The following is a 24,761-nucleotide window of genomic DNA, read 5'->3' on the forward strand; positions in this document are numbered from 1 at the left end:
CCGGGACAATATTTTGGCTAATTTATGGTTACTTTTGACAACATTCCAGATCACTAAATATGAAAAAAATTCTTACAGCAATTCTTATCTTATCAGGTATTTACACAACTGCGCTTGCCCAGGCCCCGAACAATGGCGAATTCGGCATTAATGTGGGCCTGAATACATCTTCGGTACAGTATTCGGGCACGGGCGAGAACAGCGATTATAAAGTTGGCGTTAATTTTGGTATTTCGGGCGAATACTATTTTTCAGATCGCTGGGGCGTCAAAGCCAAAGTAATTTACGACCAGAAAGGTTGGGGTAACGGCTTTATACAATTGGAGGATGGCACCGAGATAGACGGCGTTAATTATCACCTTAATTATTTTACCGTACCAATAATGGCCAACTGGCATTTCGGCAGAAAACGCAACTGGTACCTGGATTTTGGTCCGTATGTCGGCTTTTTAGCAAGCGCGAACGAATCATCAAATAGCGCCGATATAAAACCGTTGTTTACCAGCACAGATGTGGGGATTGCCTTTGGCCTCGGTGTAAAAGTACCGGTATCGCGCACCGCGAGTGTGTTTTTTGAATACGACGGGCAAGGCGGCCTCAATAATGTATTTAAAGACAGCGATGGTACTTTCCAAAATATCCGGTCAAGCTTTAACGTAGGGCTTTTGTTCCCGATAGGAAAATAATTTGACGGAAACAGGTTAGTTAGATGCTAACCTGTTTCCTTTAAAAAAGTCCCATATTGCCTGGCAGGCATCCAGGTTATGACTTACCGAACCTACAATCATTTTTGGCAAATATTGTGATCCGCCGGGCCAGGTATGGCCGCCGCCGGTGATAGTATAACCCACCACATTGATATGGGTTGATGGGTTTTCATATTCTTCCTTTGTAATGCTGGTGCCATCGTTCACTTTCGGCGCCAGGTTGGTAATAACGGGTTTGTTATCGCATCCATCCATCAAAGCCCATTTTTTTAATACCTCTTCGTGCCCGTAAATGGTACCGCCGGCTCCCCTTTTCATTTTTCCCCCGGCGAAGGGCACGAGCGGATCATTGGTGCCCTGTATATACATCACCGGTATTGGTTTTACTGGCCTGTAACTTTCACTATTATCCATTGACGCAGCTACCACAGCTATTGCTGCAATCCGGTCGTGTAATTCACATGCCAGCCGCGATGCCATAAAGCCCCCGTTCGACATGCCCGTTACATAAATTCTTGACGCATCCGCAGGGTGGTGTTTGAGCATAAAAGTGATCAGCTGGTCAATAAACTTTACGTCGTTTACACCTTTATAGTGTGCCGGTGTGCCGCGGCCATCGTTCCAACTGCGGTCTATTCCCTGCGGGCAAACAATAATTACTTTGTCGCGGTCGGCAACAGGTTTGAAATTGGCGAATTTCATCTGCCTTTCCGCAGTTCCTAACCTGCCATGCAGTGAAATGATAACAGGCAGTTTATCAGCATTGCCTGTTCCTGCGGGGATATAAGTTATAAAATCGCGTTTGATGCCATCTACCGTGATAGTTTCGTTCCGTTGCTGTGCCGACAGATCAAAGCAAACCAGCATTAAAAGGAATAGTAAAAATGTTCTCATATTGGTTCGACGCTGTTAAGACCCAATGGTTTATCGTCAGCCTTTCAACATTTTCCCCATTTTTACAATGCTCATCACTTCTCCATCGGGCAAGGGGAGTTTTATCCGCTCCATTTCGGTATAACCCATTTTTGCATAAAAAGGCACACCGGGCAACGTGGCACCCATTTCCATCCTGCTGAACCCGTTCGCAATGGCTGCCTGCTCACATGCATTGATCAGCAATTGGCCAACGCCTTTGCGAGCTTTATCCGGATGCACAAAGAACGCCCGGATGCGCGCAGCATCTTTTGCCGAGTCCAGCATCGGGTCGGCTTCGGTCTTAAACTGGTCGCCGCCAAAAAGGGTGTTGCGCTTGCTCCATCCGCCGCATGCAATAAGCATTCCGTCTTCCTCCACAGCAAAATAAGTTTGATCGGTGATCAATTGCGTATCCACACCAAAAACATATTTGATGGCGCTTTCGGTTTCAGCGGGGCTATAATAGCCTGCACTTAGGCCTCGTGCCGATAGCGCGATCAACTCCAGTAATTGTGGTATATCTTTAATGTTGGCCGGGCGGATAGTTATTGGCATGCCCAATTATAATAAAACCGGGCAATATACAGGCAGTGTAATCCTTCAAGAAAAAAATCGACCTGCTTTACGCACTACGGAACTTTTTATTGCATTTGGCGCATTTGATGTCGCCGCCGCCTTTGTCTTCCCAATAATGGTCGCAGTTTGCTCTCAAATTTATCCGTGCGGTCACATAGGCTATCGCCAGGACGATGAATATTAACGTAGATAGGACACATACTAATGAGTACATAATAAAAGCAATTAGGGGCCAGGGCCGTTTATCAATGTATTCGTTTTGAGCAATAACTAACAAAACATCGGAATGTTTGTCATTTTTTCAATGGAATTATGGTAGATGTATTAAATTATTGCTTTTCAAGGGCTAATTTAGAAAATATGTTTTGTGTTTTAGGCACACTAAGGCAATTTTTTATATTGATGATTAAACTTTTGCCTGAATTTTAATAAGTATGGGTAGATAATTTCAATAATTATAAAAAAACACCCCGAAATGACTCCCATATTTAGCCGTTTAGCAGTCGGCCAGGGATTGAATAAGTATAGAAAAGGGAAAGTGTAACTGAAAGCAGGCAGAATTAATTAAACTTATGCCCGGTTTGGCTGTTGAATAGTAAAAAGCATAACAATGGCTATCTATAATATTATATATAAATCTCCGGAGGGCAAGGATTACCTGTGGAACGGAAGCTCGTTCGACCGGTTGAAAGAGGAAAACGAAAAGCTCTTTTTCAGTGGGAAAAGCTATGATGAAGATGAAATGCCCGGGGCACTGTTGAAAAGCTACAAAGCAGCCCGGGAATTATTCCCGGCTGATGAAGATATACGCTTGGAACCTGTTGAAATACCTGTAAACGATAAGGACACCGAAGGTGGCCATCGTCATAGGATGACAAGCTGATCAGGAATGAATATAGCTTTTTAAATGTTCGATGGTTTCCAGGTGTGTCAGGATGGTTTCTGTCACCAGGTCATTTATAGAGATGATACCGGATAATTTATCATTTCTGAAAACGGGCAGATAGCGGATATTATTTTCGCTCATAATATGCATGCAGGTTTCTACCGAATTGTCGGGTATGATATGGGGCAGGTCGGTCGTCATGATCTCGCGCACGGTGGTCTCATCTGATGATTTACCTTTCAGGATTACTTTCCGGGCGTAGTCGCGTTCGGTCAGCAATCCAAGGTAGTCCCCGTTTTCGGTAACAATTACCGATCCTATGTTTTTATCGTCCATCAGGCGCAATGCGTCCAATACCGAGGTCTCAGCGTCGATGGTAATAGCGCCCCCTCCCTTGCGGGCGAGTATATCCGAAACTTTTTTCATAACGTACAGATTTAGTGGCAAACAGGCTTATAACCAAATATACAAAATGAATAATAACAAAGTAATAAAACCAATTATTTATTTTAGCGTACTCTTTAAACCATCCACGATGAAGAAACAATTAATAAGCCTGTTGCTCACCTTTCTTTTTGCCGGTACGGCTGCATCGGCAATGCAGACCGACACCGGGAAATATTTTACCTCGTTTGATGGTGTTAAAATCTACTACGAGGTAAAGGGTGCAGGTTACCCGGTGGTATTGGTGCATGGGTTTACAGGCACCAGCCAGGGCTGGAAAAGAGGAAAACTTTATGGCGATTTGCTGGCAGACGGTTACAAGGTAATACTGATTGACCTGCGGGGCAACGGGCGATCGGATAAACCCCACACCGATGAAGCCTATGCCAATAATGCTGAAGCTAAAGATATTATAGGTTTGGCCACGCTGCTGGGCTTAAAAAAATACGATGTAGTTGGTTACTCGAGAGGGTCCATCATTGCGTCGAGCCTGATGCTTATGGATAAAAGGGTGAACAAAACTGTGATGGGCGGTATGGGCGATGGTTATACCGATCCGGAATGGCCGCGCAGGATACATTTTTATAAGGCATTAATGGGCGACACCTCATACCGCGAAACTGACGGGTTGATGAAATGGGTGAACAGCCAGCCTTTTGATAAATTGTGCCTGGCCCTGCAGCAAAAGTATCAACCCTCAACCAGCCAGGCGGAACTGTCAAAAGTGAAAAAACCTGTGCTTATTATTCGCGGCACAGAAGACAAGGAGAACGGGTCCGAAATCACGCTTAAAAAGATGATCCCCAATGCACAACTGGCTTACGTTCCCGGCGATCATAATTCTGCATCGGGTACCATGCAGTTCGCAAATGCTGTTATTAATTTTATAAAATAGGAAAGCTGCCAACAGGGCATTATAAGCTTACATAACGTAAGCTGTTTGTTACAAAATGGCAAGTAAAAAATCGGGAAAATATATTTCCCGTAATTCAAATATTATATTATATTTGGTGGAGAGTAACTGTCTGATAAACATTTTGATACGTATTGCCGGCCTTAAAGCATCTGTAGATTCATCATTCCGACGCATTTACTGACAGTAATAACAACTCGGCGCATTTTTTATGTTAAAACGCATACTTGTCCTTGATGATAACGAGGATATACTTGAAGTTGTCCACGAGGCTTTGTCGTATTCACAATTCGACGTGAAAAGCATTTCGGAATGTGCCGGGCTTATGGCGATAGTGGACGAGTTCAAACCTGATCTTATATTGCTTGACTACCGCATTTCGGGAACTAACGGCGGCGATATTTGTCGTCAAATTAAGACCCACCCCAAGTTCGGCAACCTGCCTGTGATCATTTTTTCGGCCTACATCAACCACGACGACGAGATTTTGGCTTATGGCTGCGATGCGGTTATTAATAAACCATTCGACCTTATCGAATTGATAGCCAAGGTAAATGAGCTGGTCTATTAAAGTTGATGCGTAAATCAATCCATTAGAATTTCTTCAATTATAAAATTCTTTAAACAATAATTAATTCCTAATTGTTGTAAGCGTGATTTTGTGTCTATTGGTTAAATGGCGACTTAACACATTGTTAACGTGGGATTTTAGTTCAATTTTGATGACGTGGTTATCTTTATTGCCATTATACAATAAATACAATATCCCCTAATTGTATCATGCATGGAAACGTTACTAAATGTCCCCGATTTAGCCGAAAAAGCCCACGGTAAAATGCCGCTTTGTCCCAAATGTAAAGTCGAACTTGGGTACAGGGTCAGGCGTGGGTTTGTTTTCAAACAGGTGCTGAACTGGCTACCGGTAAAAAGATATTTTTGCTATAAATGCAAACGCAAGCATTACATCTGGAATTAAATTTTTGTTAAATTTTAATTAAGCAAAGCATATTTTTTTATAAAGACATATTTGCTACATTTGGTGTTCTTTAAAAACGAAGTGTTATGCATGCTTTATGGATTTGACCATAAAAACTAAACCTGATAAATCACATTATTGCCGCCGGTGCGGCGCTCCATATCATTTTCAGTTACACAGGAACTGGTTTGTAAAAAATCTATTATTTTTTTTACCGCTGAGAAAATACTTTTGCGCCAAATGCCGCAAAGCAAGTTATGTTATGGTTAAAAAAGGTTCGGCACGGGAACCTTACAAGGGATAACACCTGCCAATATTTGTGTACCAAAAAGAGCTCTTTTTATGCACTAAAATCTGTATACTTTTTAAATTACGCATCAACCGGCTTTTTAACATCGCATAAATTATTAACAAAAAGTAAAAATAAAATACAACCGGTGATGGCTGTGTTTGCTGTGGTTTGGCTATTTTAGACTGATATGCAATGGTTTGCATCGATTTTTGGTACAAGTTTTGTTTAATAGCTTCCAATATAAAATATAAAGCCAAAAAGATGCGAAGGATTTTAGCAGTTGACGACAACGAAGATATATTGGATATCATGAAGCTTATACTGGAAGATTGTGGTTACGAAGTAGAAACACTTACAGATGGGAATGCGATTTTTGAAGCCATAAAACAAACTCATCCCGACCTTATCTTACTCGATGTGATGCTTGGGAATGCCGATGGGCGCGAGTTGTGTAAAGAAATAAAAGCCAGGACTGAAATGCAGGACATACCGGTTATCCTCGTTTCGGCAAGCCACCAGGTGGCCGAACGTTTTACACTGAATAGCGGAGCGCCGGATGATTTCTTGGCGAAGCCTTTTGATATTAACGACCTGCTTGCCAAAGTTGAACATAACCTGGCAGCTGCTTAACACTGTTTTAGAACAGGATCATTTAACCCCTAATTCTTTTAGTTCCTCATCTATGCGGGTATTCCAATCGGCCTGTGCCCGGCGGTCGTTACCATGATGAGTATCGTGGTCGTATTGATTTTGCATACTTGTTAGTTCGCGCAGGGTTTCCAGGTACTCCATGCTGATAGACGCCTCATAATTATCAGGAGTAACTCCCATAGCAGCAATTTTTTTCTTGAAATGTTCGCCTACTATTTTGGCTATATCAAAATGCCGTTGCTCGTGGTTTAATGAATAAGCGTCCAGCGCATTGCTTTTTACCCAACTGCCACTTTTTGGCATGTCCACTTTCACAGCTATTTCAAGCTTGATCACTCCCTTTTCAACTTCCACGTGCTCTGTATATCCTATACCGGCAAATATTTCCGCATCAAAAACACCGGCACGGGGCTTATCCTTAAAATCATCCCAGGCAAGCGGCCTGTTAACAGCATAATAAATGGTATCGCCTTCGGGCTTTTCGGTATAGTCGGAAAATGCGACGCTCACTGATTTTGCCAGCCTGATATCCTTTTGAGCATACTCCTCTATCCAGTTATTGAACCATTTGATTGCACCCTCAATACCATGCCTCAATATGGTTTCAGGGAATTCGGTTTGCCCGTAAGAGCGCATATAACGTAAGCCGCTTTTATATTCAACCAGTTCCAGCACGCCATAATCTTTCCGGAGCCCGAAGGAGATCGCCATCGTAAGATGCCCATTTACACCGCCGGCGCCGGAGTCTGTTTCCGCGAGTTTAAAATCGTGCAGGGTAACAATTACCGGCCTTAGATCTGTGTTCTGACTTAGATTGCGGGTGATAAACAGTTTGATAGCATTTGCAGCGCCGTCTTTCAGATCAGCCAGCCGGGTTTTATATGCTACTCCTTCTTTATAAACAAGCGTAGCCACAATATCTTTTTCGGTACGCTCATCAGCCACACCGGCGATATAAAATTCGCCCGGAATAAAATTTAATTTTTCATTGCGCAGGGTAATGGCATTGTTTGCCGTTTGCGCTTTAACGCCACCCAAAAACAAAATATTAACAAATAAAAACAATAGAATTTTTAAGTGGTTAATGCACATACTGTTTGCAACGAATTGATTGTAATTGTATTACACCATAAGAAAGTTTTCCACACCGATAACAAGGCATAAACAGCACCGTTCATTAATTAAAATGTGTTATTCACATTTGTGAATTACTTGTGTGGATTGCATTTTTGCGTTATAATTACTTTCGCATAATATATCTCGCGCTATGAGCCAATTGAAATACGTTTACCTGTTTTTTCTGATACTAATTACTGTTACCGCCAGCGCCCAGCAAGACCCATCATACCAGATATACCGCACTTATCATACCGCACTCGACCTGATGAGCAAAGGTAAGTATGCTGCCGCTGCCGAACAATTCCGCCTGGTGGAAAGGCCACGTTTGGAAACAACCACACAGCCAAAATACGAGTCGCAATTGTCGCTGGTAAAAGAGGATGCTCAATACTACGAAGCTTTTTGCGCATTGCAGCTTGGCAACGACGATGCCGAGAGCCTTTTTATGAAATTTATTAAGGACCATCCCGAGAACCCGCTTACCAAGCTGGCATATTTTGATATAGGTAAATTTTATTTTAAGCAGGGGAAATTCGAAGAGTCGCTCAAATGGTTCGATAAAGTTTCGGCGGGCGAACTTAGCGGCAGCGAGAACGTGGAATATAAATTCCGGAAAGGGTACGCTTATTTTGAGACAAAGGACTTCGCGAAGGCACAGCCGCTGTTCAGCGAAGTAAAAAATACCAATTCGCAGTTTACCGTCGATGCTACTTATTATTTTGCTTATATAGCCTACCTGAATAAGGATTACCACCTGGCGCTGGTAAATTTTGAGCGCATAAAAACGTCAAAAAAATACCAGGATAGTTATCCTTATTATATTACCGCTGTTTATTTCCTGGACAGGAGATATAATGATGTGATTAACTATGCTGTGCCTATCCTGAAAACTACCCATCAGCAGCACGAGACGCAAATGCTGGATATTGTTGCCGCTTCCTACTTCGCGATAGCCGATTATAAAAATTCCGTAGCTTATTACGACCGCTTTGCACAACAGGATAAAGGTAAAACCCAAAACACGCAGGACAGTTACCAGATGGGTTATGCCAATTACAAAATTGGCAATTATACCAAAGCTGCCCGCGAACTGGTAAAGCTGGTTGATCAGAATGATATTTACAGCCAGAACGGTAACTATACACTTGGTAATGTATTCCTGAAGCTGAATAATAAGCAAAGTGCCCGCAATGCTTTCTTCGTGTCGTCAAAGATGAGTTTTGACCCGCAATTGCAGGAGGACGCTTTGTACGAATACGCCAAATTATCCTACGAACTTGACTTTAATACCCAGGCGCTGGAAGCCACGCGGCTTTACCTGAAAAACTACCCCCGCTCGGCCAGGAATGACGAGATGAAAACTTTACTGGGCGAGGAACTTCTGAATTCGCACAATTATAAGGAAGCGGTAGAAATCCTGGAGCCGATACCCAATAAGTCGGCCAGTGCTAAAACTGCTTATCAGAAAGTGACCTATTATCGCGGACTGGAGTTTTATAATGAGCGTGCTTTTGAAAATGCTATTGGTATTTTCCTGCGGTCGCTAAAGTTCCCGATGGATAAAAAAGTACAGGCCCAAACCGTGTACTGGATGGCCGAGGCGATGTACGAAGTGCGCAAATACAGCGAATCGGTTACCAATTTCGAGCGCTTTTTGGACATGGATGCCGCTGCAGACCTGCCTAATTATAATTACGCAAATTATGGGTTGGGTTATGCCGCCTTCGGCGCGGAACAATACCGCAAGGCGGCTACTAATTTTGAGAAATTCCTTAGAGGCGGAGAAACCGATAAGAATACCATCAACGATGCTGTAACCCGTTTAGCCGACAGTTATTTTGTGTTGAAAAGCTACGGACAAGCACGCGAATATTATGACCGGATCGTCAATCAGCATAGCAAAGGCGAGGATTATGCCCTATTCCAGCGCGGTATGATACAGGGCTTGCAGGGCAACCCCGATGCAAAGATCAGCACCCTGGGCGACGTACTGAACCAGTTCCCTAATTCGGACTATGCAGATGATGCCTCGTTCGAGATCGCTTATACGTATTTCCTTAAAGGAGATGGAACCACCGCAAAAGCCGACCTGCTTGCCATGATAGAGAAATATCCGCGCAGCAGTTACATACCAAGGGCATTGGTTACCATGGGCCTTATAGATTATAATGCCGGCAACGATGACCTGGCTATTGTTTCGTTCAAAAAAGTGATAGCCGATTATGCGTCGACAGATGAGGCGAAACAGGCATTAAAGCAAATTGAAAAGATATACACCGATAAAGGTGATGCCCAAACGTTTATAGCATACGCTGCGACGACACCCATAGGCAACTATACGGCATCTGAACAGGAGGGTATCATGTTTAACGCAGCGAACAGCCTGTACCTGCGCGGCGATGCAGCCGGAACAGTGCAGGCGGTTAGCGCTTATTTTGATAAGTTTCCAACCAAGCCTATTTATGAGAAACAGGCAAGATTTATTCGGGCCGAGAGCCTGGTAGCTTTAGGCAAGCCGAACGATGCCGTTGCCGATTATAACGTTATCCTGAACGATTGGACCAGCGCCTACACCGAAAAATCGCTTATCAGCATGGCCAAATTATATATCGCCCAAAAACGGTATAACGATGCCATAGTTTACCTGAAAAAACTGGAGACAACGTCGGAATACAAGGCAGATTATTCCTTCGCCATCAACAACCTTTTATTATGCTATGCGCAAATGAATGCGCCGGACGATGCGCTAAAATATGCCAAGCTGATCCGCGATTATGAAAAATCGTCCCAGGAAGAGAAATTTAAAACAGGCTTGTATGCGGGGCTGGCTTATTTACAAAAAGGCGACACCACATCGGCAGTAAAAGAGTTTGAATATACCGTGGCCAACACTAAAACTATTGATGCGGCCGAGGCGAAGTACAACATCGCTAACATCGAATACCACAAACGCCAGTATAAAACGTCGCAAAAAACCTGTTTCGACCTGGTGAAGGAATTGCCGAATTATGATTACTGGGTAGCAAAAACCTTCCTGCTGCTTGCGGACAATTATGTAGCATTGAAGGATGATTTCCAGGCCAAGGCAACTTTACAAAGTATCATAGAGAATTATAAGGGTAACGACGATATATTACCCGCAGCCAGGCAAAAGCTTGATGCAATAAGTCCGGGCGGAAAACGGAAAGCTAAGCCGGATACGGATCAAAAAGCAACGCCTGATACGACGAATGATGCGAAACCCGATACAACTAACCAGAAGGACAACTAAGCATAAGAGGACAGAAAGATGAAATTCAGATATATATACGCGCTTCTTGCCTTAGTAATGGTGTTTTTCTTTGCTCCGGCTAATGCACAGAACAAAACATCTAAAAAGAATACAAAAACAACAAAAAAAGCGCCTGCAAAGAAGCCGGCAGCTAAGCCGGCTGCACAGAAACCGGCGGCTAAGCCTGAAAAGCAGGCAGCGCAGGATACGACGAAAAAAGGCGACCAGCAAAGCGGCGGCAATTTGTCGGAAGAGATCATCGTGACCACTAACTACAAACCGGTGCTGGCCGATGCAGTAAAGATCCGGCTGAATCCCGACCTGTCTGACAAAACTCCTTTTAAGGCGCCGTTAACCTATGTTACCCTCGATAAGCGCCTGGAACGCAATACCGATATCCGCCAGCTCGACCCGATGAAAATGCCGCCCGAGGTTGATTCGGTGCCGTCAAATAATTATGCCAGGTTGGGCGTAGGCAACCTGAAAACAACCTATGGCGAACTTTATGTGAACAATGGTAAGGATGAGGCTTTGCAAATTGGGGCCTTTGCCAAACACCTGGCGCAAAGCGGTTCCATTAATAAGCAGAATGATATGCGCGATGAGATCGGCGGTTTTGTTAAAGGCATAACGGATGATAATACCTTCAGCGCAAGAGTGAATTATAAGCGCAGGGGAACTTATTTCTATGGTTTCGATGAACTTAATCCGCCTGGGGCCTTCGCACCGCAAAAGCAACATTTTAGTACGCTGAGCGGTGAGGCTGAGATCACCAAGAACTTTAAGGATGTACCTAACGAGTTTACCTACGCTGTTAAAATAGATGGTTATAAATGGAACGATGCTTTCCAGGCGAGTGAAAACAACCTGGTGCTGACAGGATTTATCAACGAAACCGTAAAACAGTTTTATGCGGGGTTGAACGCCTCGCTCGATCTGGGCACTCAAAAGGACAGCCTTTATTCGTACAGCAACAGCCTGGTACGGTTAAACCCATACCTGAAATTCCAGGGAGATTTTTACAAGATAGATGCAGGTTTGAACCTGGTGCGCGAGTTCGGCTTTTCTTCCCGTCCGTTTGTGTTTCCTGCTGTAAGGCTTGAGTTACAGGTGATACCTAAATACCTAAGGATATTTGCTGAGGCTAAGGGCGACGTAAACAAAGCATCGCTGCGCGACTTCTCGGATGAGAACCCGTTTATCGGGCAAAATATCACCATCATCAATTCGGTGGATAAGCTGGATATCAGTTTAGGTTTAAAGGGGACCATAGCGCCCGGTCTCGGTTTTAAGGCAACCGTATTCCGCAATAGCGTAAAGGACCTGCCTATGTTTGCCAACACAACGTTTACCGGCAGCAATAATAAATTCTCCGTTATTTATGATCACGGCAATTCCAAGATCAGCGGGTTTAATGGTGAACTGGATTTCAGGGCGTCGGAAGATTTTGACCTGTTTGGGCGTGTCGAGTTCAAAAACTATGAGATGGCTACTGAGGCTGAGGCCTGGAACCTGCCTAAATTTAAACTGACCACGGGCGCAACCGTGCATATTACTAAACAGCTTAGTGTGAATGGTACCTTATATTACCGCGGCAGCGCTTATGACCGCATATACAGCGTATCGCCGGTTGATGGCCCGCCGGTTGCGACTATAGTGACAATCAAAGGCTTTGCCGATTTGAAAGGCGGCGTGGAATATAAGATCAATAACCGCATATCGATATTCGGGCAGGTGAATAACATCTTAAATTCAACAAATCAGGTTTGGCTATACTATCCTAGCTACGGATTTAATATATTTGGCGGTGTCGGGTTTCATTTTTAACTGTTGGTGTTGCCTGATTTATAACAAGTTGGGATGGATTTAGCCATTTATATAAACGAATTACTGGGCTTACAAGGCGAAGTAAATGTGCCGGGGATAGGAATTTTTGCCCAAAAACGCGTTAATGGCTATTATAACGAGGAAGAAGGAAAATTTTATCCGCCGCAGCACGAGATAGTCTTCAACCCCGATTCGACAGATGATAGCGGGTTGGCGGATTATATCTCGCAAAAGAAAAATATCTCGCCGGCGTCGGCGAAGTATTTTATTGAGAAATATGCGGCAGGGATACAGCAGCAGGCATCGTCTGAAGGAGCGGTAATTACCGGGCTTGGCCAGTTATTTTATGAGTATTCGACGCTGACTTTTAAAGCGGATAAAAACGCACAGGCTAATGATCCAGCTTTTTACGGACTTTCCCCTGTGGAGCCATACAAAGCAGCCGATCCTTCCGTTAAAGAAGAAATACCTGCAATACCCGATACCCCGGGTGAAGAGCAGGCAGAAGAAATTCCGGTTGATGACGTTAACGACGAAGCGGCTGCAGACGAAGCACCTGTTGAAGAAGAAACTTCAGATGCCGAAACCGTTGAGGAGGAACCGGTTGATGAGTATGAGCAGGAAGAAAGAGGCAGCGGCAGGAAGTGGGTAGTGATATTGCTCGTTGTAATGGTTTTGTTGCTGACATTTGGCGTTAGCTATCAGTATAAACCTGAATGGTTCGGCAAAAAAAGGCGGGTTGATACCACCATCATCATCAATGGCCCTCCGCCCGCACCGGTTAAAAAACAGGATACAGCCAAAAGCAGCCCTGTAACCGCCCAGGATACAACGGCCAAAACCGTAGTAACAGATACTTTTGGACTGCGGCATTACGATATTTTGGGGGGCGCATTTAGATCGTTGCCAAAGGTTAACGAAGCGCTTAAAAATTATGCAACCCTCGGGTTAAAACCACGCCTGTTAAAACACGCAGCCGGTAATTATTATAAAATCACCCTGGGTACTTATTTTAATAAAGCCGATGCACAACGGGCACACGACAGTATCTTGAACATCACCGGGATAAATAAGAAATTCATTTACATACAACCATACATACCAAAGAAAAAATGATGCTATTAGCGCAAATAACCGATACGGCCCACAAATTGGTCGATACGGCTAAAAATTTACCACAAGTTACAGCGCAGGACGATCTGCGGTTTGGCGACCTGCTGATCAAGGGCGGATGGATAATGCTGCCCATCGGTTTATTGGCTGTGCTTGGCCTCGTAATATTTTTTGAACGCTATTTTACCATACGCAAAGCTGCCAAGGATGAATCGAACCTGATGAGCCAGGTGCGTACCAGTATCCTCACGGGCAAACTCGAGTCGGCCATCGCTATTTGCCGCAACAGTAACTCGCCATTGGGCCGAATGCTCCAAAAGGGTTTGCTGCGCATCGGCAGGCCAATCAAGGATATTGAAGGGGCCATCGAGAACATAGGTAAGCTGGAAGTATCAAAGCTGGAAAAGAATATCAATATCTTGGGTATTATAGCCGGTATAGCTCCCATGTTCGGGTTTTTGGGAACCATTTATGGGGTGATCAAGATTTTTTATGACATATCCAAAACAGATAACATCAGTATGGGCGTTATATCCGGGGGGCTGTATGTGAAGATGGTGACATCGGCCGCGGGCCTGATGGTGGGTATTGTGGCTTATGTATGCTATCACATTTTAAATATGATGGTAGATAAGGTAATATTGAAACTGGAGACCGATGCTATAGAATTTATCGACCTGTTAGAAGAGCCAAGCAAATGAACCTGAGAAAAAGACATAATAGGATACCTGCCGAAGTACAAACCTCGGCCATGAACGATATCATGTTCTTCCTGCTGCTTTTTTTCCTTATCGCTTCGGCTGTAACTAACCCAAATGTAATTAAGTTGCTGTTGCCAAAATCATCTTCGGGGCAGGCGGTGTCGAAAAAGACCATTTCGGTAACCATAACCCAGGACCTGAAATATACGGTGAACAATAAGCCGGTAAAAATAGAAGATATGCAGGCAGCGCTGATGGAATATAAACAACAAACTGCTGAATTGACCATAGTTTTGGCAGTGGACCGCACCGTTGCAATTCAGAACGTGGTGCAGATAATGGATATAGCACAAAAAATGAACATAAAACTGGTTTTGGCAACGGAACCGAAGGGGTGAATTGTGAATAGTGAGTGGTCAATAATCCGTAACCCCATTCATCATTCACCATTCACCATTGACTAAAAGAAATGGAATATCAGCAACAGGAAGAAAATAATTATCCCAAAGCATTTTTGGCGACGGGCATTATTATGGCCGTGCTGATGGCGATGTGCTATTTTATTGTATTCACCAGCCCTCCTCCTCCTGAAATGGGCACAGGGGGCATCCTGGTAAATTATGGCACTACCGACGAAGGCATGGGTAACGACATAACAAGTACCGAAGAGCCATCTAAAGCCGAACATCCTAACCACACCAAGCCCAGCAAAGTTACACCGGCGCCGCCGACACCAGAGAAAACACAGGTGGAGCAAAGCGACAAGAAGGTTGTTACGCAGAACACCGAGGATGCGCCGGAAGTAAATTCGACAGCTAAAAAGCCGAGCAAGACCGTAGCCACCGAAGCACCTGCAAAGCCAGCAAAACCCACCTTGAACCAAAACGCATTATATAAGGGCAAAAGTAACGGCGCATCGGGCGAGGGTGACGGCACCACCAATACCCCCGGTAACCAGGGTAAACCCAACGGCTCTACACTTGCCAACAACTATGACGGCACAGGATCGGGCAATGGCGGTCTGAATATGGCGCAGCGGAGCTGGGTTAACAAGCCCTCGGTTGAGGACAACCACCGCAGTACAGGGCGTATCGTGGTGGAGATACATGTGGATAAGAACGGCAACGTTATCTCGGCAACTGCCGGTGCAAAAGGTACCACCATTACAGATTACGACCTGTTTACCAGGTGCGAGAACGCAGCCAAAAATGCTAAACTTAACTCGCCCGAAAATGCCCCCGATGTACAGGTAGGGTATGTGACCTTTGTATTTAAAGTAAGATAGTTCAGTTTGCAGCACCAGGTTTGCAGTTTACAGTGCCAAATTGCATAGTTTTGCATCCATATTACAGGTAACTGCCTGCGGCAGGCTGCCAACTGAAAAATGGACTACAAAGCCACCCTCGACTATCTCTACAGCCAGCTCCCGATGTTCACCAGGGACGGCGCATCAGCGTTCAAAAAAGATTTAACAAACACCCTGGCGATGTGCGAACGGCTGGGAAATCCTCAGCGGCAGTTTAAAAGCGTTCATATCGGCGGCACTAACGGAAAGGGGTCTACATCGCACATGCTGGCCGCAATTTTGCAAACCGCAGGGTATAAGACAGGCCTTTATACTTCGCCGCATTTAAAGGATTTCAGGGAACGTATCCGTATCAATGGGGACATGATCAGCGAACAACACGTGGTTGATTTTGTGGAAGATCATAAATCTGATTTCGAAGAGATCAAACCATCTTTTTTTGAAATGACGGTGGCGATGGCCTTTGATACTTTTGCAAAGGAGAAGGTTGATATTGCTGTTATCGAGGTTGGGCTTGGCGGGAGGCTGGATTCGACCAATATAATCACACCATTATTATCTGTGATTACCAATATTGGCTGGGACCATGTAAACATGCTGGGCGATACGCTGCAACTGATAGCAGGCGAAAAGGCGGGAATTATTAAACCCGGCATACCGGTTATTATTGGCGAGTACCAACCCGAAGTAGCTGATATTTTTATCAATAAGGCCAAAGATAAAAATGCACCCATCGATTTCGCTTCGGCTGAATGGAATGTGCTGGAGTCGGAAGCCGGAAGTCAGGGGTCGGAAATCATTTCGGAATCTTTAAATTTTACTATTGTAAAAAAGGACTCAGGCCTCGGGGCTTTGGACTTAAAACTCGACCTGCCCGGAAGCTACCAGCTTAAAAATGTGAAAGCGGTACTATCGGCTGTTGAGGAACTAAAAAAACAGGGGTTTGCAATAACGGACGAAGATGTGAAAACCGCTCTCGGGCAGGTTAAAAAATTGACCGGATTACATGGCCGGTGGGAGGTGCTGAACTATCATCCGCTGACCATTTGCGATACCGGCCATAACCCGGAAGGTATTGCCGAGGTGCTGAAAAATATTCAACGCATAAAATATCACCGCCTCCATTTTGTGATAGGTATGGTGAATGATAAGGATATCAGCAAGATACTGGCGATGCTGCCTGATAATGCGGTCTACTATTTTTGCAAGCCGGATATTCCGCGCGGATTGGAAGCAGAAACGCTCCGGCAAAAAGCAGAAAGCTTTGGGCTTCATGGCAAAACTTATCCATCCGTTTTAACGGCCTTTAATGCAGCCCGTGCCAATGCTGGCGAAGAGGACCTGGTATTTGCCGGCGGAAGTACTTTCGTAGTAGCCGAAATAGTTTGACAATAATTAAACCTGCGGGGGCTTATCCCTCTATTTACCGAGTGGGTAACCTTTATCAATCCAGTCAGTTTTCAGGTTAGTTGCCAGGTCGAGTACTTTAACGTTCGAAAATCCCAGTTTTTTCAACTCAAGGTACGCCGGGCTGACATTAGGGCATTTCGAAAAAGGACAGCAACCGCAGTAAATTACAATAGCCGTATTTTGAGGTAGATCTTTTACGGTATTTTTCAATTTTTCCAGGTTTTCGGCATTACTGGCCGCGCCGATGTGCCGGGCGCCTTTAATATTTTCCACCGCGCCGATATTAAATATGAGCGGAGTGGCGGTGCTGTTATTTTTCAGATCAGCAGCTAACGCCGATGGTTCTATTAATTCGTTGCTTGCCCAGGGCTTTTTCAAGCCTAATAAAACATTGGGGTCTTTAGAAACTTGTGCTTTTGACGTAATACCTAACAAGATCAACAGGATAGAAAATAAAAGTGGCTTTAATGGATTTCTTTTCATGTTTCAAAGGTACTATTACTGCATTAGTTTTTCGCCGATATGGTATTCAACACCGGTAATATATAAAAGTAAAATTGCACCCCGTTGTTTTATTGTTTTTCCCAAATAACTTCGCCAGTCGCTGCTCCGCCGGTTGTTGGTGAAGGAACAGTATATTTAAAAACCTTGCCGTCAAACTCAAATGGCCTTACTTGTGTGGTGCCTTCCCAGTTAGGAAAAGAAGCATGATCGATCATAAAAGTAATGGTGTGTTTGGAATCATCTGCCGAATATCTCCCAAAATGTGTGTTGCTTCCCCGGATAGCTTGTCGGTTTTCCTCGTCCGTCCCCTTACTTTTATCACCCGATTGAAACTTTGGCCGGTTTGCACTTAATATCTGCAGGCTGTAATTCCCGGCTGTATCGAACATTAGTATGCCTTTAGGGTGATCGCCATAAAGATGTACCCGGCTGCCGTCAGGTTTGATATTGTCGACCACCAGCAGGGTATAGGTTCCTGCGATTTTTGGTTTAGCCATGTTTTTTTGCGCATAAGCGAAGCTGCACATCAGCAGCAAAAAACTTAATATCGATCTAGTTTTCATGCCTCAAAGCTATATTTGCGATATGGACGAATCAAGTATGCACAAAAAAGTAACCGGGTTACTAAATGGTTACCATGCTGGTTTTTAGATAGATTAATTTAAGGGAAATGGAAAAGAAAACTAAACACCCTGAGCCAAAGTGTGGCATAGACTATGCTTTTCAACGCATCGGCGGAAAATATAAGGGCAGAATTTTATGGCGACTTCGTTTAGGAACCCTGCGATATGGCGAACTGAGAAGAACCGTGACGGGCGTTACGGCTAAAATGCTTACCCAGGCGTTAAGGGAATTGGAAGACGATGGACTTATTGAAAGAAAAGTTTATGTTGAAGTTCCTCCTAAAGTAGAATATTCATTAACTGATGCGGGAAAGGCACTACTCCCTTTCCTGTCCCAATTAAGAGATTGGGCGAAAGAACAGATGCTGGTAAATCACATCGAGGCTTTGCCGGGCTCTTTTCTGAAATAGGGTGTATTTAACACACACTTTTTATATAAAAATCTTACTTTAGGGCTCACTAAATCAACTTCTGAAATGACCTGGCTTCCTTCTTCCAACCGATATGAAAAAATGATCTACCGCCGTTGCGGGCGCAGCGGCATTAAACTCCCTGCGGTATCGCTTGGGCTTTGGCACAACTTCGGCGGGGTGGATGTGATGGATAATTTCCGCAAGATATTACACCTCGCATTTGATAGCGGTATTACCCATTTCGATCTTGCTAACAACTATGGCCCGCCTCCGGGCTCGGCCGAGGAGAATTTTGGGATCGTGTTAAAGAAGGATTTTCGCGGCTATCGCGATGAACTGATCATCTCCAGCAAGGCGGGCTATACGATGTGGGACGGCCCTTATGGCGATTGGGGATCAAAAAAATATTTAGTGTCCAGTCTTGACCAAAGCCTGCAGCGCATGGGTTTGGACTATGTCGACATTTTTTATCACCACCGTCCCGATCCGGAAACCCCGCTGGAAGAAACCATGGGTGCGCTCGATCTGATCGTTCGCCAGGGGAAGGCTTTATACGCCGGTATTTCCAATTACCCGGCAGATGAGGCTGCTAAAGCTATTGCTATATTGAAAAAATTGGGCACGCCTTGTTTGATCCATCAGCCAAAATACTCTATGTTCGAGCGTTGGGTAGAAGGAGGCTTACTGGATGTATTGGAACAGGAAGGCGTAGGTTGCATACCCTTTTCGCCCTTGGCACAGGGGCTGCTAACTAATAAATACCTGCATGGAATTCCTGAAGACTCGCGGGCAGCTAAATCAACCGGTTTTTTGCAGGTAAGCCAGGTTACTGACGACCGTATCGCGCAGATAAAGAAACTGAATGATATTGCCCTCAAACGCGGTCAAACGCTGGCGCAGATGGCTTTAGCCTGGTTGCTGAAAGATCAGCGGGTAACCTCGGTGCTGATAGGCGCAAGTCGACCGGAACAACTGGCGGATTCGCTTAAATGTTTGGACAATATTGAGTTTTCATCGGACGAGTTAGGTCAGATAGAAAGTATCCTGAGATAAATTCAATAGGGATTGCCGTTGGCTTTAGCTAAAGGTCAAATATCAAATATTGGAAAAAATCGGCTTAAGCCGAATTGTTATAAAACCATGAACGACATCAAATGGGGCATCATTGGTTGCGGTAACGTGACTGAAAAGAAAAGCGGGCAGGCCTATAATAAAGCCCCAAACAGCAAATTGGTTGCGGTAATGCGCCGCGATGCTGCCAAAGCTGCCGATTATGCCGCGCGCCATCACGTGGACCGCTGGTACTCCAATGCCGATGAGTTGCTGAGCGATAAAGAGGTTAACGCGGTTTCCGTGGCTACGCCACCGGCGTCCCATTTGGATTATGCTGTCGCTGCGCTAAAAAAAGGCTTGAATGTTTATGTCGAAAAGCCTGTTACCCGCACCTCGGCGGAGGCGGAGGCGATGGCCGGCGCTGTAAAACAGTATAATGGTAAACTCACCGTGGCGCATTATCGCCGTGCACTGCCTATGTTCCTTTACGTAAAAGACCTGCTGGCGAAAAAAACGATAGGTGATGTCCGCACTGTGCAAATAAGAATGTGGAAGAGCATAAGACCCGATTTGATAGCCAACTCCGAAACGAATTGGCGGGTAAACCCTGAACTGTCTGGCGGCGGTTATTTCCATGATCTTGCCCCGCACCAGCTCGACCTGATGCTTTACTTTTTTGGCGAACCGGAAAAATATCATGGTTTTTCACTGAATCAATCGGGAACTTACCCGGCTGACGATCACGTTTGCGGCGAAATTCTGTTCAAAAACAAAGTGGTGGTCAATGGTTCCTGGAGTTTTAACGTGGCGGAAAGCCAATCGACCGACTTATGCGAGATCATCGGTACGGAAGGGAAGATCAGTTTCCCGTTCTTCGGCACTTTTGTAAGCTGGGAGAACGAGCGGGATAAGCAAACGGTAAACTTCACCCATCCCGAACACATACAGCAACCTATGATCGAAAAGATAGTGACTTATTTCAGGGGCGAAGGACCAAATCCCTGCCCTATAGAAGAGGCAGTGACTTTAATGAAAATATTGGATGCGTTTACCGGTAAAGACAAATAGTGTGTCATTTCGAACGAGAGTGAGAAATCTTATATGCTACTTATAGGTGATACAGCTTTTATAAGATTTCTCCTCGTTCCTCGTCGAAATGACATTTTCTTTTGAAATTAACTTTTCTTCTTCGGCACTTTAGCGCCTTCTTTACGTGCTTCGGACAAGCCAATAGCTACTGCCTGTTTTTTACTGGTCACTTTTTTGCCGCTGCCGCTTTTCAGCTTGCCTTCCTTCATTTCGTGCATGGTTTTCTCAACTTTTTCCCCTGCTTTTTCCGAATATTTTGCCATGGTTTTATGTTTTTAGATAGATAATATTTTATTAACAATGCATCGCCAAAAACGGTTTTATTTGGATTGTTATTTACATTTACCTCTATGAGCAGGATATCCGAAACCGACCTGATATTGAATGCCGACGGCAGCGTTTATCATTTGAATTTGTTGCCCGGGGATATTGCTGATACGGTAATCACCGTTGGCGACCCCGAACGGGTAGGAGAGGTAAGTAAGTATTTTGATCGCATCGAGTTTAAAAAATCAAAGCGCGAGTTTACCACGCACACCGGTGCTACCGGCGGTAAGCGGATCACCGTACTATCCACCGGTATCGGGACGGACAATATAGATATTGTGATGAATGAGCTGGATGCACTGGTCAATGTCGATCTGCAAACGCGTCAGCCTAAAAAGGATCTTAAAAGCCTTAATATCATTCGCATTGGCACTTCCGGCGCTGTTCAGGCCAGCATACCCGTTGACAGCATGCTGGTTTCTGAAATGGCTTTTGGGATGGATACGCTGATGCATTATTACCGGCAAAACCTATCCGCCGACGAACAATTATTGTTGAATGAATTTCGGGCAGCGTTGCCAAAAAGTCAGCCTCTGCTGCCTTATGCAGCAACAGCCGAAAAAACTTTGCTCGACGAGCTTGCGATAGGGTTGCCATTGGGTATAACTGTAAGCGCCCCTGGTTTTTATGCGCCGCAGGGGCGGAGGGTAAGGGCAAAGCTGGCCTTCAGCGGGTTGATGGAGGCTATCCAGGGCTTTTCTTTCGGCGCTAAAGCGATAACCAACCTGGAAATGGAGACCGCCGGTATTTATGGTATGGCGTCCGTTCTCGGGCACAGGGCCATTTCTTTTAACGTCATACTGGCTAACCGGGTAACGCAACAGTTCAGCGGGCAACCGCAGCAGGTCATCGATGCATCTATCCGGCAGGTCCTCGAAAGATTAACAGTGCTGAAATAGGCAAATGTCACTTTTTCCGATTATTGACTAATTTATTAGTTGTTTTACTTGCATAATCCATTGTAGTTTGGTTAATTTTGACTAAAACAGGCTTAAAATGAGAAAATGTTGCCTTATTCTGTCGCTTTCCATCTTTCTTTTGCCTTTTTCTGCCTGCAAAAAAGACTCATCCAGGGCAGTGAAACCTGCGCAAACGGTTTCATTAAATAAGAATCTCCTTGCCTTTTCTATTGATGGGCAGCTCATCGGCGCGACGATCGACACTGTTCATCATCAGATACATGCCGTGGTGCCGCGTGCATTCGATATGCATAAGCTTACAGTCAATTTTTCACTTTCACCCGGAACAGGCGTGAAGATCAATAATGCAGCGGCAGCTACCGGTATTGTATCCGATTTCTCTCAGCCTGTCAATTTCACCCTGCTTTCGGCAGACTCCAAAACTTCGCTCAACTTCCAGGTATATGTAAATACCGACCTGCAATATTTTGGCGTATTGGGCCACATTATATCCGAAAATAGCCTGAACAGAAGTTATGCTTTCTATATAGATCAGTTTGACGGCAGCCAGTACCAGGGTATCAATTGCGGGCCAACGGTATCTACCATGGCCATTAAGTGGGCCGATTCAACTTTTACCAAAACCCCGGTTGATGCCCGCACGCGGATACCTGAAGCGGGCGGATGGTGGTACACCAGCGATATCCAGTTTTACCTGGCCCAAAATAACATCAATACCGCGGTAGATACGTTAGACAATGTCGCTGCCGTGGTTAAAAAAAGTATCGACAATGGTAACCTGGTAATTGTGTGCCTTGATATGTTTAGTGTCCCAAGAAATGAAGCAGATTATCAGCATGTCCAAAAATTTTATGACACGCAGTCGGCAGGCTGGGGACATTTTTTGCTGGTTAAGGGATATAAGCAGACCGATGCTAATTTTTATCTCGAAATCTACGATCCTTATTCCAACCATAACAAATATTCTGTGATAACGAACGGCCAGCTAAAGGGCCAGGACCGTTATTATGTAGATTACAGCATAAAATCTGCTACATCCATCTGGTGGCCGTACGCCATTATCGTATCGCCGAAGGGGCAAACAGTTACTTCTTCAAAAATCAGGCTCAACAGCTTACATAAGCCCGTGCCCGTGGCCAGTGGCAAGTGATAAACGGTTTTCCAAAACTATTATCAGGGGGATGAGTTTACTGTAAAAGATTTATACTTATCTTTCACTTAGACAAACTATACCGCCGGAAACCGGTAAACATACCAGCTTATGCCTTTAAAAAACTCTGCACATCCATTTTATGAAAAATTAGCGCTTGTATTGGTTGGTCTTACTGCGTTGGGTTACCTCATCATATTAGGAAAGGATTTTGTCGACCCATTGATCTTTGGTTTCCTGTTTTCGATCCTGCTCTTGCCAATAGCTGATTTTTTTGAAAAGAAGATCCGCCTTCCGCGCAGCGCTGCATCTTTTTTAGCTATTATCGCCATGGTAGCATTCATCGGGGGCATTATTTACCTGGTAGGTTCGCAAATTGCCAAGCTGGCTGATGACTGGCCGATGCTTAAAAAGCAGGTAAGCGGTTCGATACAGGATATGCAGGGCTGGATACAGAGCACTTTCCATGTCAATATGGAAAAGCAGATGGATTATGTGCACAATGCCACCAACAAAGCCATGTCGTCGAGCACGGCCGTTATTGGTACCACTTTCGGCGCACTTTCGTCGTTACTCCTGTTTTATTCTTTTATCATCATTTTTACTTTCTTAATATTGTTATACAGGCGATTGCTATTCAAGTTTTTGCTCCAGGTATCGGGCGATGAAAACCAGCAAATAGTTTATGATATCGTGGAGAACGTCCAGAAGATATTAAGGCAATATATACTTGGCCTGCTATTGGAGATGTTTATCGTGTCGTGCGTGGCATGCACCATATTCCTGTTGTTGGGCATCAACTACGCAGTATTGCTGGGCATCATAGTCGGGCTGTTCAATATTATCCCCTATATCGGCATTTTTACGGCATTGTTTCTCAGCTCGCTGATCACATTCGCAACCGGCACACCGCAGGATGCCTTATGGGTGGCTATAAGCGTTCTGGGCATACATATCATCGATTCAAATGTATTGCTGCCGATGGTGGTTGGTTCAAAGGTGCGATTGAACGCACTTATATCGTTCCTCGGCATTGTAGTAGGCGAGTTAATGTGGGGTTTGTCGGGAATGTTTTTAGCTATACCGGTTATTGCCATGTTAAAAATTGTTTTTGACAGGCTGGAAACCCTCAAAGCCTGGGGGCTTTTGCTGGGGGCGGATTATGAGCCTGCAAAAATAACAGGCAAGCGACTAAAAAAAGCAAAAACCGATACTTCTATTTAACCAGGTCGGTTATACGGGTATAAAGCGTAACACAATAGATCATCAGTACAATAGTATTGAGTACTAATAACCAGTTCCAGTCGGTTTTGGTATATTTTTGTTTAGCGCAGGTAATAAATAATGCCGCAAAACCAACCAGCAGCAACGCAGGAAACACCAGGGTCCATTTATTATTCCCGATAAAATAAAGATGGGTTATTTTGCTGCCATCCTGGTAAAGGGTGAAAGCGCCAAGTAACAACAGGACAAAAAATATCCGGGTAACGGCTTTAACAGCTATCTGGCTGGTCTTCATGCTGCGAAATTAAATAAATTGACATTAATGTACTGCGGATGATTATTTTTAGCAGT

The 24,761-nt window shown here is 44.5% G+C and carries 27 protein-coding genes; 18 read left to right on the forward strand and 9 right to left on the reverse strand.

Features of this window, described 5'->3' with window-relative positions; genetic code table 11:
- The first annotated feature begins 59 nt into the window (after positions 1-59).
- Complete coding sequence (locus VL525_RS04350; RefSeq protein ID WP_325383733.1) at positions 60-686, forward strand: porin family protein; 627 nt, start codon at positions 60-62, stop codon at positions 684-686.
- A 15-nt stretch (positions 687-701) separates the two neighbouring features.
- Here the strand turns inward: VL525_RS04350 and VL525_RS04355 are convergent, their stop codons facing one another.
- The 3 genes from VL525_RS04355 to VL525_RS04365 form a co-directional block, all read right to left on the reverse strand.
- Positions 702-1,601, reverse strand: a complete 900-nt coding sequence (locus VL525_RS04355; protein ID WP_325383735.1) for an alpha/beta hydrolase family esterase — start codon at positions 1,599-1,601, stop codon at positions 702-704.
- A gap of 36 nt (positions 1,602-1,637) precedes the next feature.
- Entirely contained in the window at positions 1,638-2,177 is a 540-nt protein-coding gene (locus VL525_RS04360) for a GNAT family N-acetyltransferase (protein WP_325383738.1), read from the reverse strand.
- A 67-nt stretch (positions 2,178-2,244) separates the two neighbouring features.
- Positions 2,245-2,412 (reverse strand): hypothetical protein, encoded by a 168-nt coding sequence (locus VL525_RS04365; protein WP_325383740.1) that lies wholly within the window; start codon positions 2,410-2,412, stop codon positions 2,245-2,247.
- A gap of 396 nt (positions 2,413-2,808) precedes the next feature.
- Between VL525_RS04365 and VL525_RS04370 the strand changes: the two genes are divergently transcribed.
- On the forward strand, positions 2,809-3,081 hold the full coding sequence (locus tag VL525_RS04370; RefSeq protein ID WP_325383742.1) for a hypothetical protein: 273 nt from the start codon (positions 2,809-2,811) through the stop codon (positions 3,079-3,081).
- On the opposite strand, the gene VL525_RS04375 is transcribed toward VL525_RS04370, so the two are convergent.
- A complete protein-coding gene (locus VL525_RS04375) occupies positions 3,082-3,510 on the reverse strand; it encodes a CBS domain-containing protein (protein WP_325383744.1) in 429 nt (142 codons plus the stop codon). It abuts the gene before it with no gap.
- A gap of 109 nt (positions 3,511-3,619) precedes the next feature.
- On the opposite strand from VL525_RS04375, the gene VL525_RS04380 reads away from it, so the two are divergent.
- From VL525_RS04380 to VL525_RS04390, 3 genes are all read left to right on the forward strand, one after another.
- Complete coding sequence (locus tag VL525_RS04380) at positions 3,620-4,423, forward strand: alpha/beta hydrolase (RefSeq protein WP_325383746.1); 804 nt, start codon at positions 3,620-3,622, stop codon at positions 4,421-4,423.
- Positions 4,424-4,652: 229 nt separating this feature from the next.
- Entirely contained in the window at positions 4,653-5,012 is a 360-nt protein-coding gene (locus tag VL525_RS04385; RefSeq protein ID WP_325383748.1) for a response regulator, read from the forward strand.
- 958 nt (positions 5,013-5,970) lie between these two features.
- Positions 5,971-6,339, forward strand: coding sequence for a response regulator transcription factor (locus VL525_RS04390; RefSeq protein ID WP_325383750.1), 369 nt, complete (start codon positions 5,971-5,973; stop codon positions 6,337-6,339).
- Between the two features lie 18 nt (positions 6,340-6,357).
- Here the strand turns inward: VL525_RS04390 and VL525_RS04395 are convergent, their stop codons facing one another.
- Positions 6,358-7,425 carry a DUF922 domain-containing protein gene (locus tag VL525_RS04395; protein WP_325383752.1) on the reverse strand — a complete coding sequence of 356 codons (1,068 nt, stop codon included), beginning with the start codon at positions 7,423-7,425 and terminating at the stop codon, positions 6,358-6,360.
- 202 nt (positions 7,426-7,627) lie between these two features.
- Between VL525_RS04395 and VL525_RS04400 the strand changes: the two genes are divergently transcribed.
- The 7 genes from VL525_RS04400 to VL525_RS04430 all read left to right on the forward strand — a co-directional run bounded on the left by VL525_RS04400 (position 7,628) and on the right by VL525_RS04430 (position 17,086).
- A complete protein-coding gene (locus VL525_RS04400) occupies positions 7,628-10,750 on the forward strand; it encodes a tetratricopeptide repeat protein (protein ID WP_325383754.1) in 3,123 nt (1,040 codons plus the stop codon).
- Positions 10,751-10,768: 18 nt separating this feature from the next.
- A complete protein-coding gene (locus tag VL525_RS04405) occupies positions 10,769-12,577 on the forward strand; it encodes a hypothetical protein (protein WP_325383756.1) in 1,809 nt (602 codons plus the stop codon).
- 33 nt (positions 12,578-12,610) lie between these two features.
- Positions 12,611-13,693, forward strand: coding sequence for a hypothetical protein (locus VL525_RS04410; RefSeq protein ID WP_325383758.1), 1,083 nt, complete (start codon positions 12,611-12,613; stop codon positions 13,691-13,693).
- A complete protein-coding gene (locus VL525_RS04415) occupies positions 13,693-14,391 on the forward strand; it encodes a MotA/TolQ/ExbB proton channel family protein (protein WP_414684724.1) in 699 nt (232 codons plus the stop codon). The genes VL525_RS04410 and VL525_RS04415 overlap by 1 nt, the downstream gene beginning before the upstream one ends.
- A complete protein-coding gene (locus VL525_RS04420; RefSeq protein ID WP_325383763.1) occupies positions 14,388-14,789 on the forward strand; it encodes a biopolymer transporter ExbD in 402 nt (133 codons plus the stop codon). Before VL525_RS04415 ends, VL525_RS04420 begins: the two co-directional genes overlap by 4 nt.
- Positions 14,790-14,860: 71 nt before the next feature.
- Positions 14,861-15,676: an energy transducer TonB gene (locus tag VL525_RS04425; protein ID WP_325383765.1), complete on the forward strand. Its 816-nt coding sequence runs from the start codon at positions 14,861-14,863 to the stop codon at positions 15,674-15,676.
- A gap of 99 nt (positions 15,677-15,775) precedes the next feature.
- Positions 15,776-17,086 (forward strand): folylpolyglutamate synthase/dihydrofolate synthase family protein, encoded by a 1,311-nt coding sequence (locus tag VL525_RS04430; RefSeq protein ID WP_325383767.1) that lies wholly within the window; start codon positions 15,776-15,778, stop codon positions 17,084-17,086.
- Between the two features lie 30 nt (positions 17,087-17,116).
- Here VL525_RS04430 and VL525_RS04435 read toward each other — a convergent pair whose 3' ends face one another.
- Together VL525_RS04435 and VL525_RS04440 are read right to left on the reverse strand one after the other, a co-directional pair.
- On the reverse strand, positions 17,117-17,590 hold the full coding sequence (locus tag VL525_RS04435; protein WP_325383769.1) for a rhodanese-like domain-containing protein: 474 nt from the start codon (positions 17,588-17,590) through the stop codon (positions 17,117-17,119).
- An 89-nt stretch (positions 17,591-17,679) separates the two neighbouring features.
- The gene (locus tag VL525_RS04440; protein WP_325383771.1) at positions 17,680-18,174 is read right to left on the reverse strand and encodes a lipocalin-like domain-containing protein; all 495 of its coding nucleotides are present in this window, start codon (positions 18,172-18,174) and stop codon (positions 17,680-17,682) included.
- Between the two features lie 107 nt (positions 18,175-18,281).
- Between VL525_RS04440 and VL525_RS04445 the strand changes: the two genes are divergently transcribed.
- From VL525_RS04445 to VL525_RS04455, 3 genes are all read left to right on the forward strand, one after another.
- Positions 18,282-18,644, forward strand: a complete 363-nt coding sequence (locus VL525_RS04445) for a helix-turn-helix domain-containing protein (RefSeq protein WP_325383773.1) — start codon at positions 18,282-18,284, stop codon at positions 18,642-18,644.
- Between the two features lie 66 nt (positions 18,645-18,710).
- Positions 18,711-19,700 (forward strand): L-glyceraldehyde 3-phosphate reductase, encoded by a 990-nt coding sequence (gene mgrA, locus VL525_RS04450; RefSeq protein ID WP_325383775.1) that lies wholly within the window; start codon positions 18,711-18,713, stop codon positions 19,698-19,700.
- Between the two features lie 87 nt (positions 19,701-19,787).
- The gene (locus VL525_RS04455; protein WP_325383777.1) at positions 19,788-20,768 is read left to right on the forward strand and encodes a Gfo/Idh/MocA family oxidoreductase; all 981 of its coding nucleotides are present in this window, start codon (positions 19,788-19,790) and stop codon (positions 20,766-20,768) included.
- Between the two features lie 107 nt (positions 20,769-20,875).
- Here VL525_RS04455 and VL525_RS04460 read toward each other — a convergent pair whose 3' ends face one another.
- A complete protein-coding gene (locus VL525_RS04460) occupies positions 20,876-21,052 on the reverse strand; it encodes a DUF6496 domain-containing protein (RefSeq protein ID WP_167516215.1) in 177 nt (58 codons plus the stop codon).
- Positions 21,053-21,139: 87 nt separating this feature from the next.
- On the opposite strand from VL525_RS04460, the gene VL525_RS04465 reads away from it, so the two are divergent.
- The 3 genes from VL525_RS04465 to VL525_RS04475 all read left to right on the forward strand — a co-directional run bounded on the left by VL525_RS04465 (position 21,140) and on the right by VL525_RS04475 (position 24,410).
- Positions 21,140-22,015 carry a nucleoside phosphorylase gene (locus VL525_RS04465; protein ID WP_325383785.1) on the forward strand — a complete coding sequence of 292 codons (876 nt, stop codon included), beginning with the start codon at positions 21,140-21,142 and terminating at the stop codon, positions 22,013-22,015.
- Positions 22,016-22,112: 97 nt separating this feature from the next.
- Positions 22,113-23,186: a C39 family peptidase gene (locus VL525_RS04470; protein WP_325383787.1), complete on the forward strand. Its 1,074-nt coding sequence runs from the start codon at positions 22,113-22,115 to the stop codon at positions 23,184-23,186.
- 111 nt (positions 23,187-23,297) lie between these two features.
- Positions 23,298-24,410 (forward strand): AI-2E family transporter, encoded by a 1,113-nt coding sequence (locus VL525_RS04475; protein WP_325383789.1) that lies wholly within the window; start codon positions 23,298-23,300, stop codon positions 24,408-24,410.
- Here the strand turns inward: VL525_RS04475 and VL525_RS04480 are convergent.
- A complete protein-coding gene (locus VL525_RS04480; RefSeq protein ID WP_325383791.1) occupies positions 24,403-24,705 on the reverse strand; it encodes a hypothetical protein in 303 nt (100 codons plus the stop codon). The two genes, VL525_RS04475 and VL525_RS04480, sit on opposite strands and share 8 nt — an antisense overlap.
- Between the last annotated feature and the right edge of the window lie 56 nt (positions 24,706-24,761).

It is taken from the genome of Mucilaginibacter sp. (assembly GCF_035492695.1).
Classification (GTDB): Bacteria; Bacteroidota; Bacteroidia; order Sphingobacteriales; family Sphingobacteriaceae; genus Mucilaginibacter.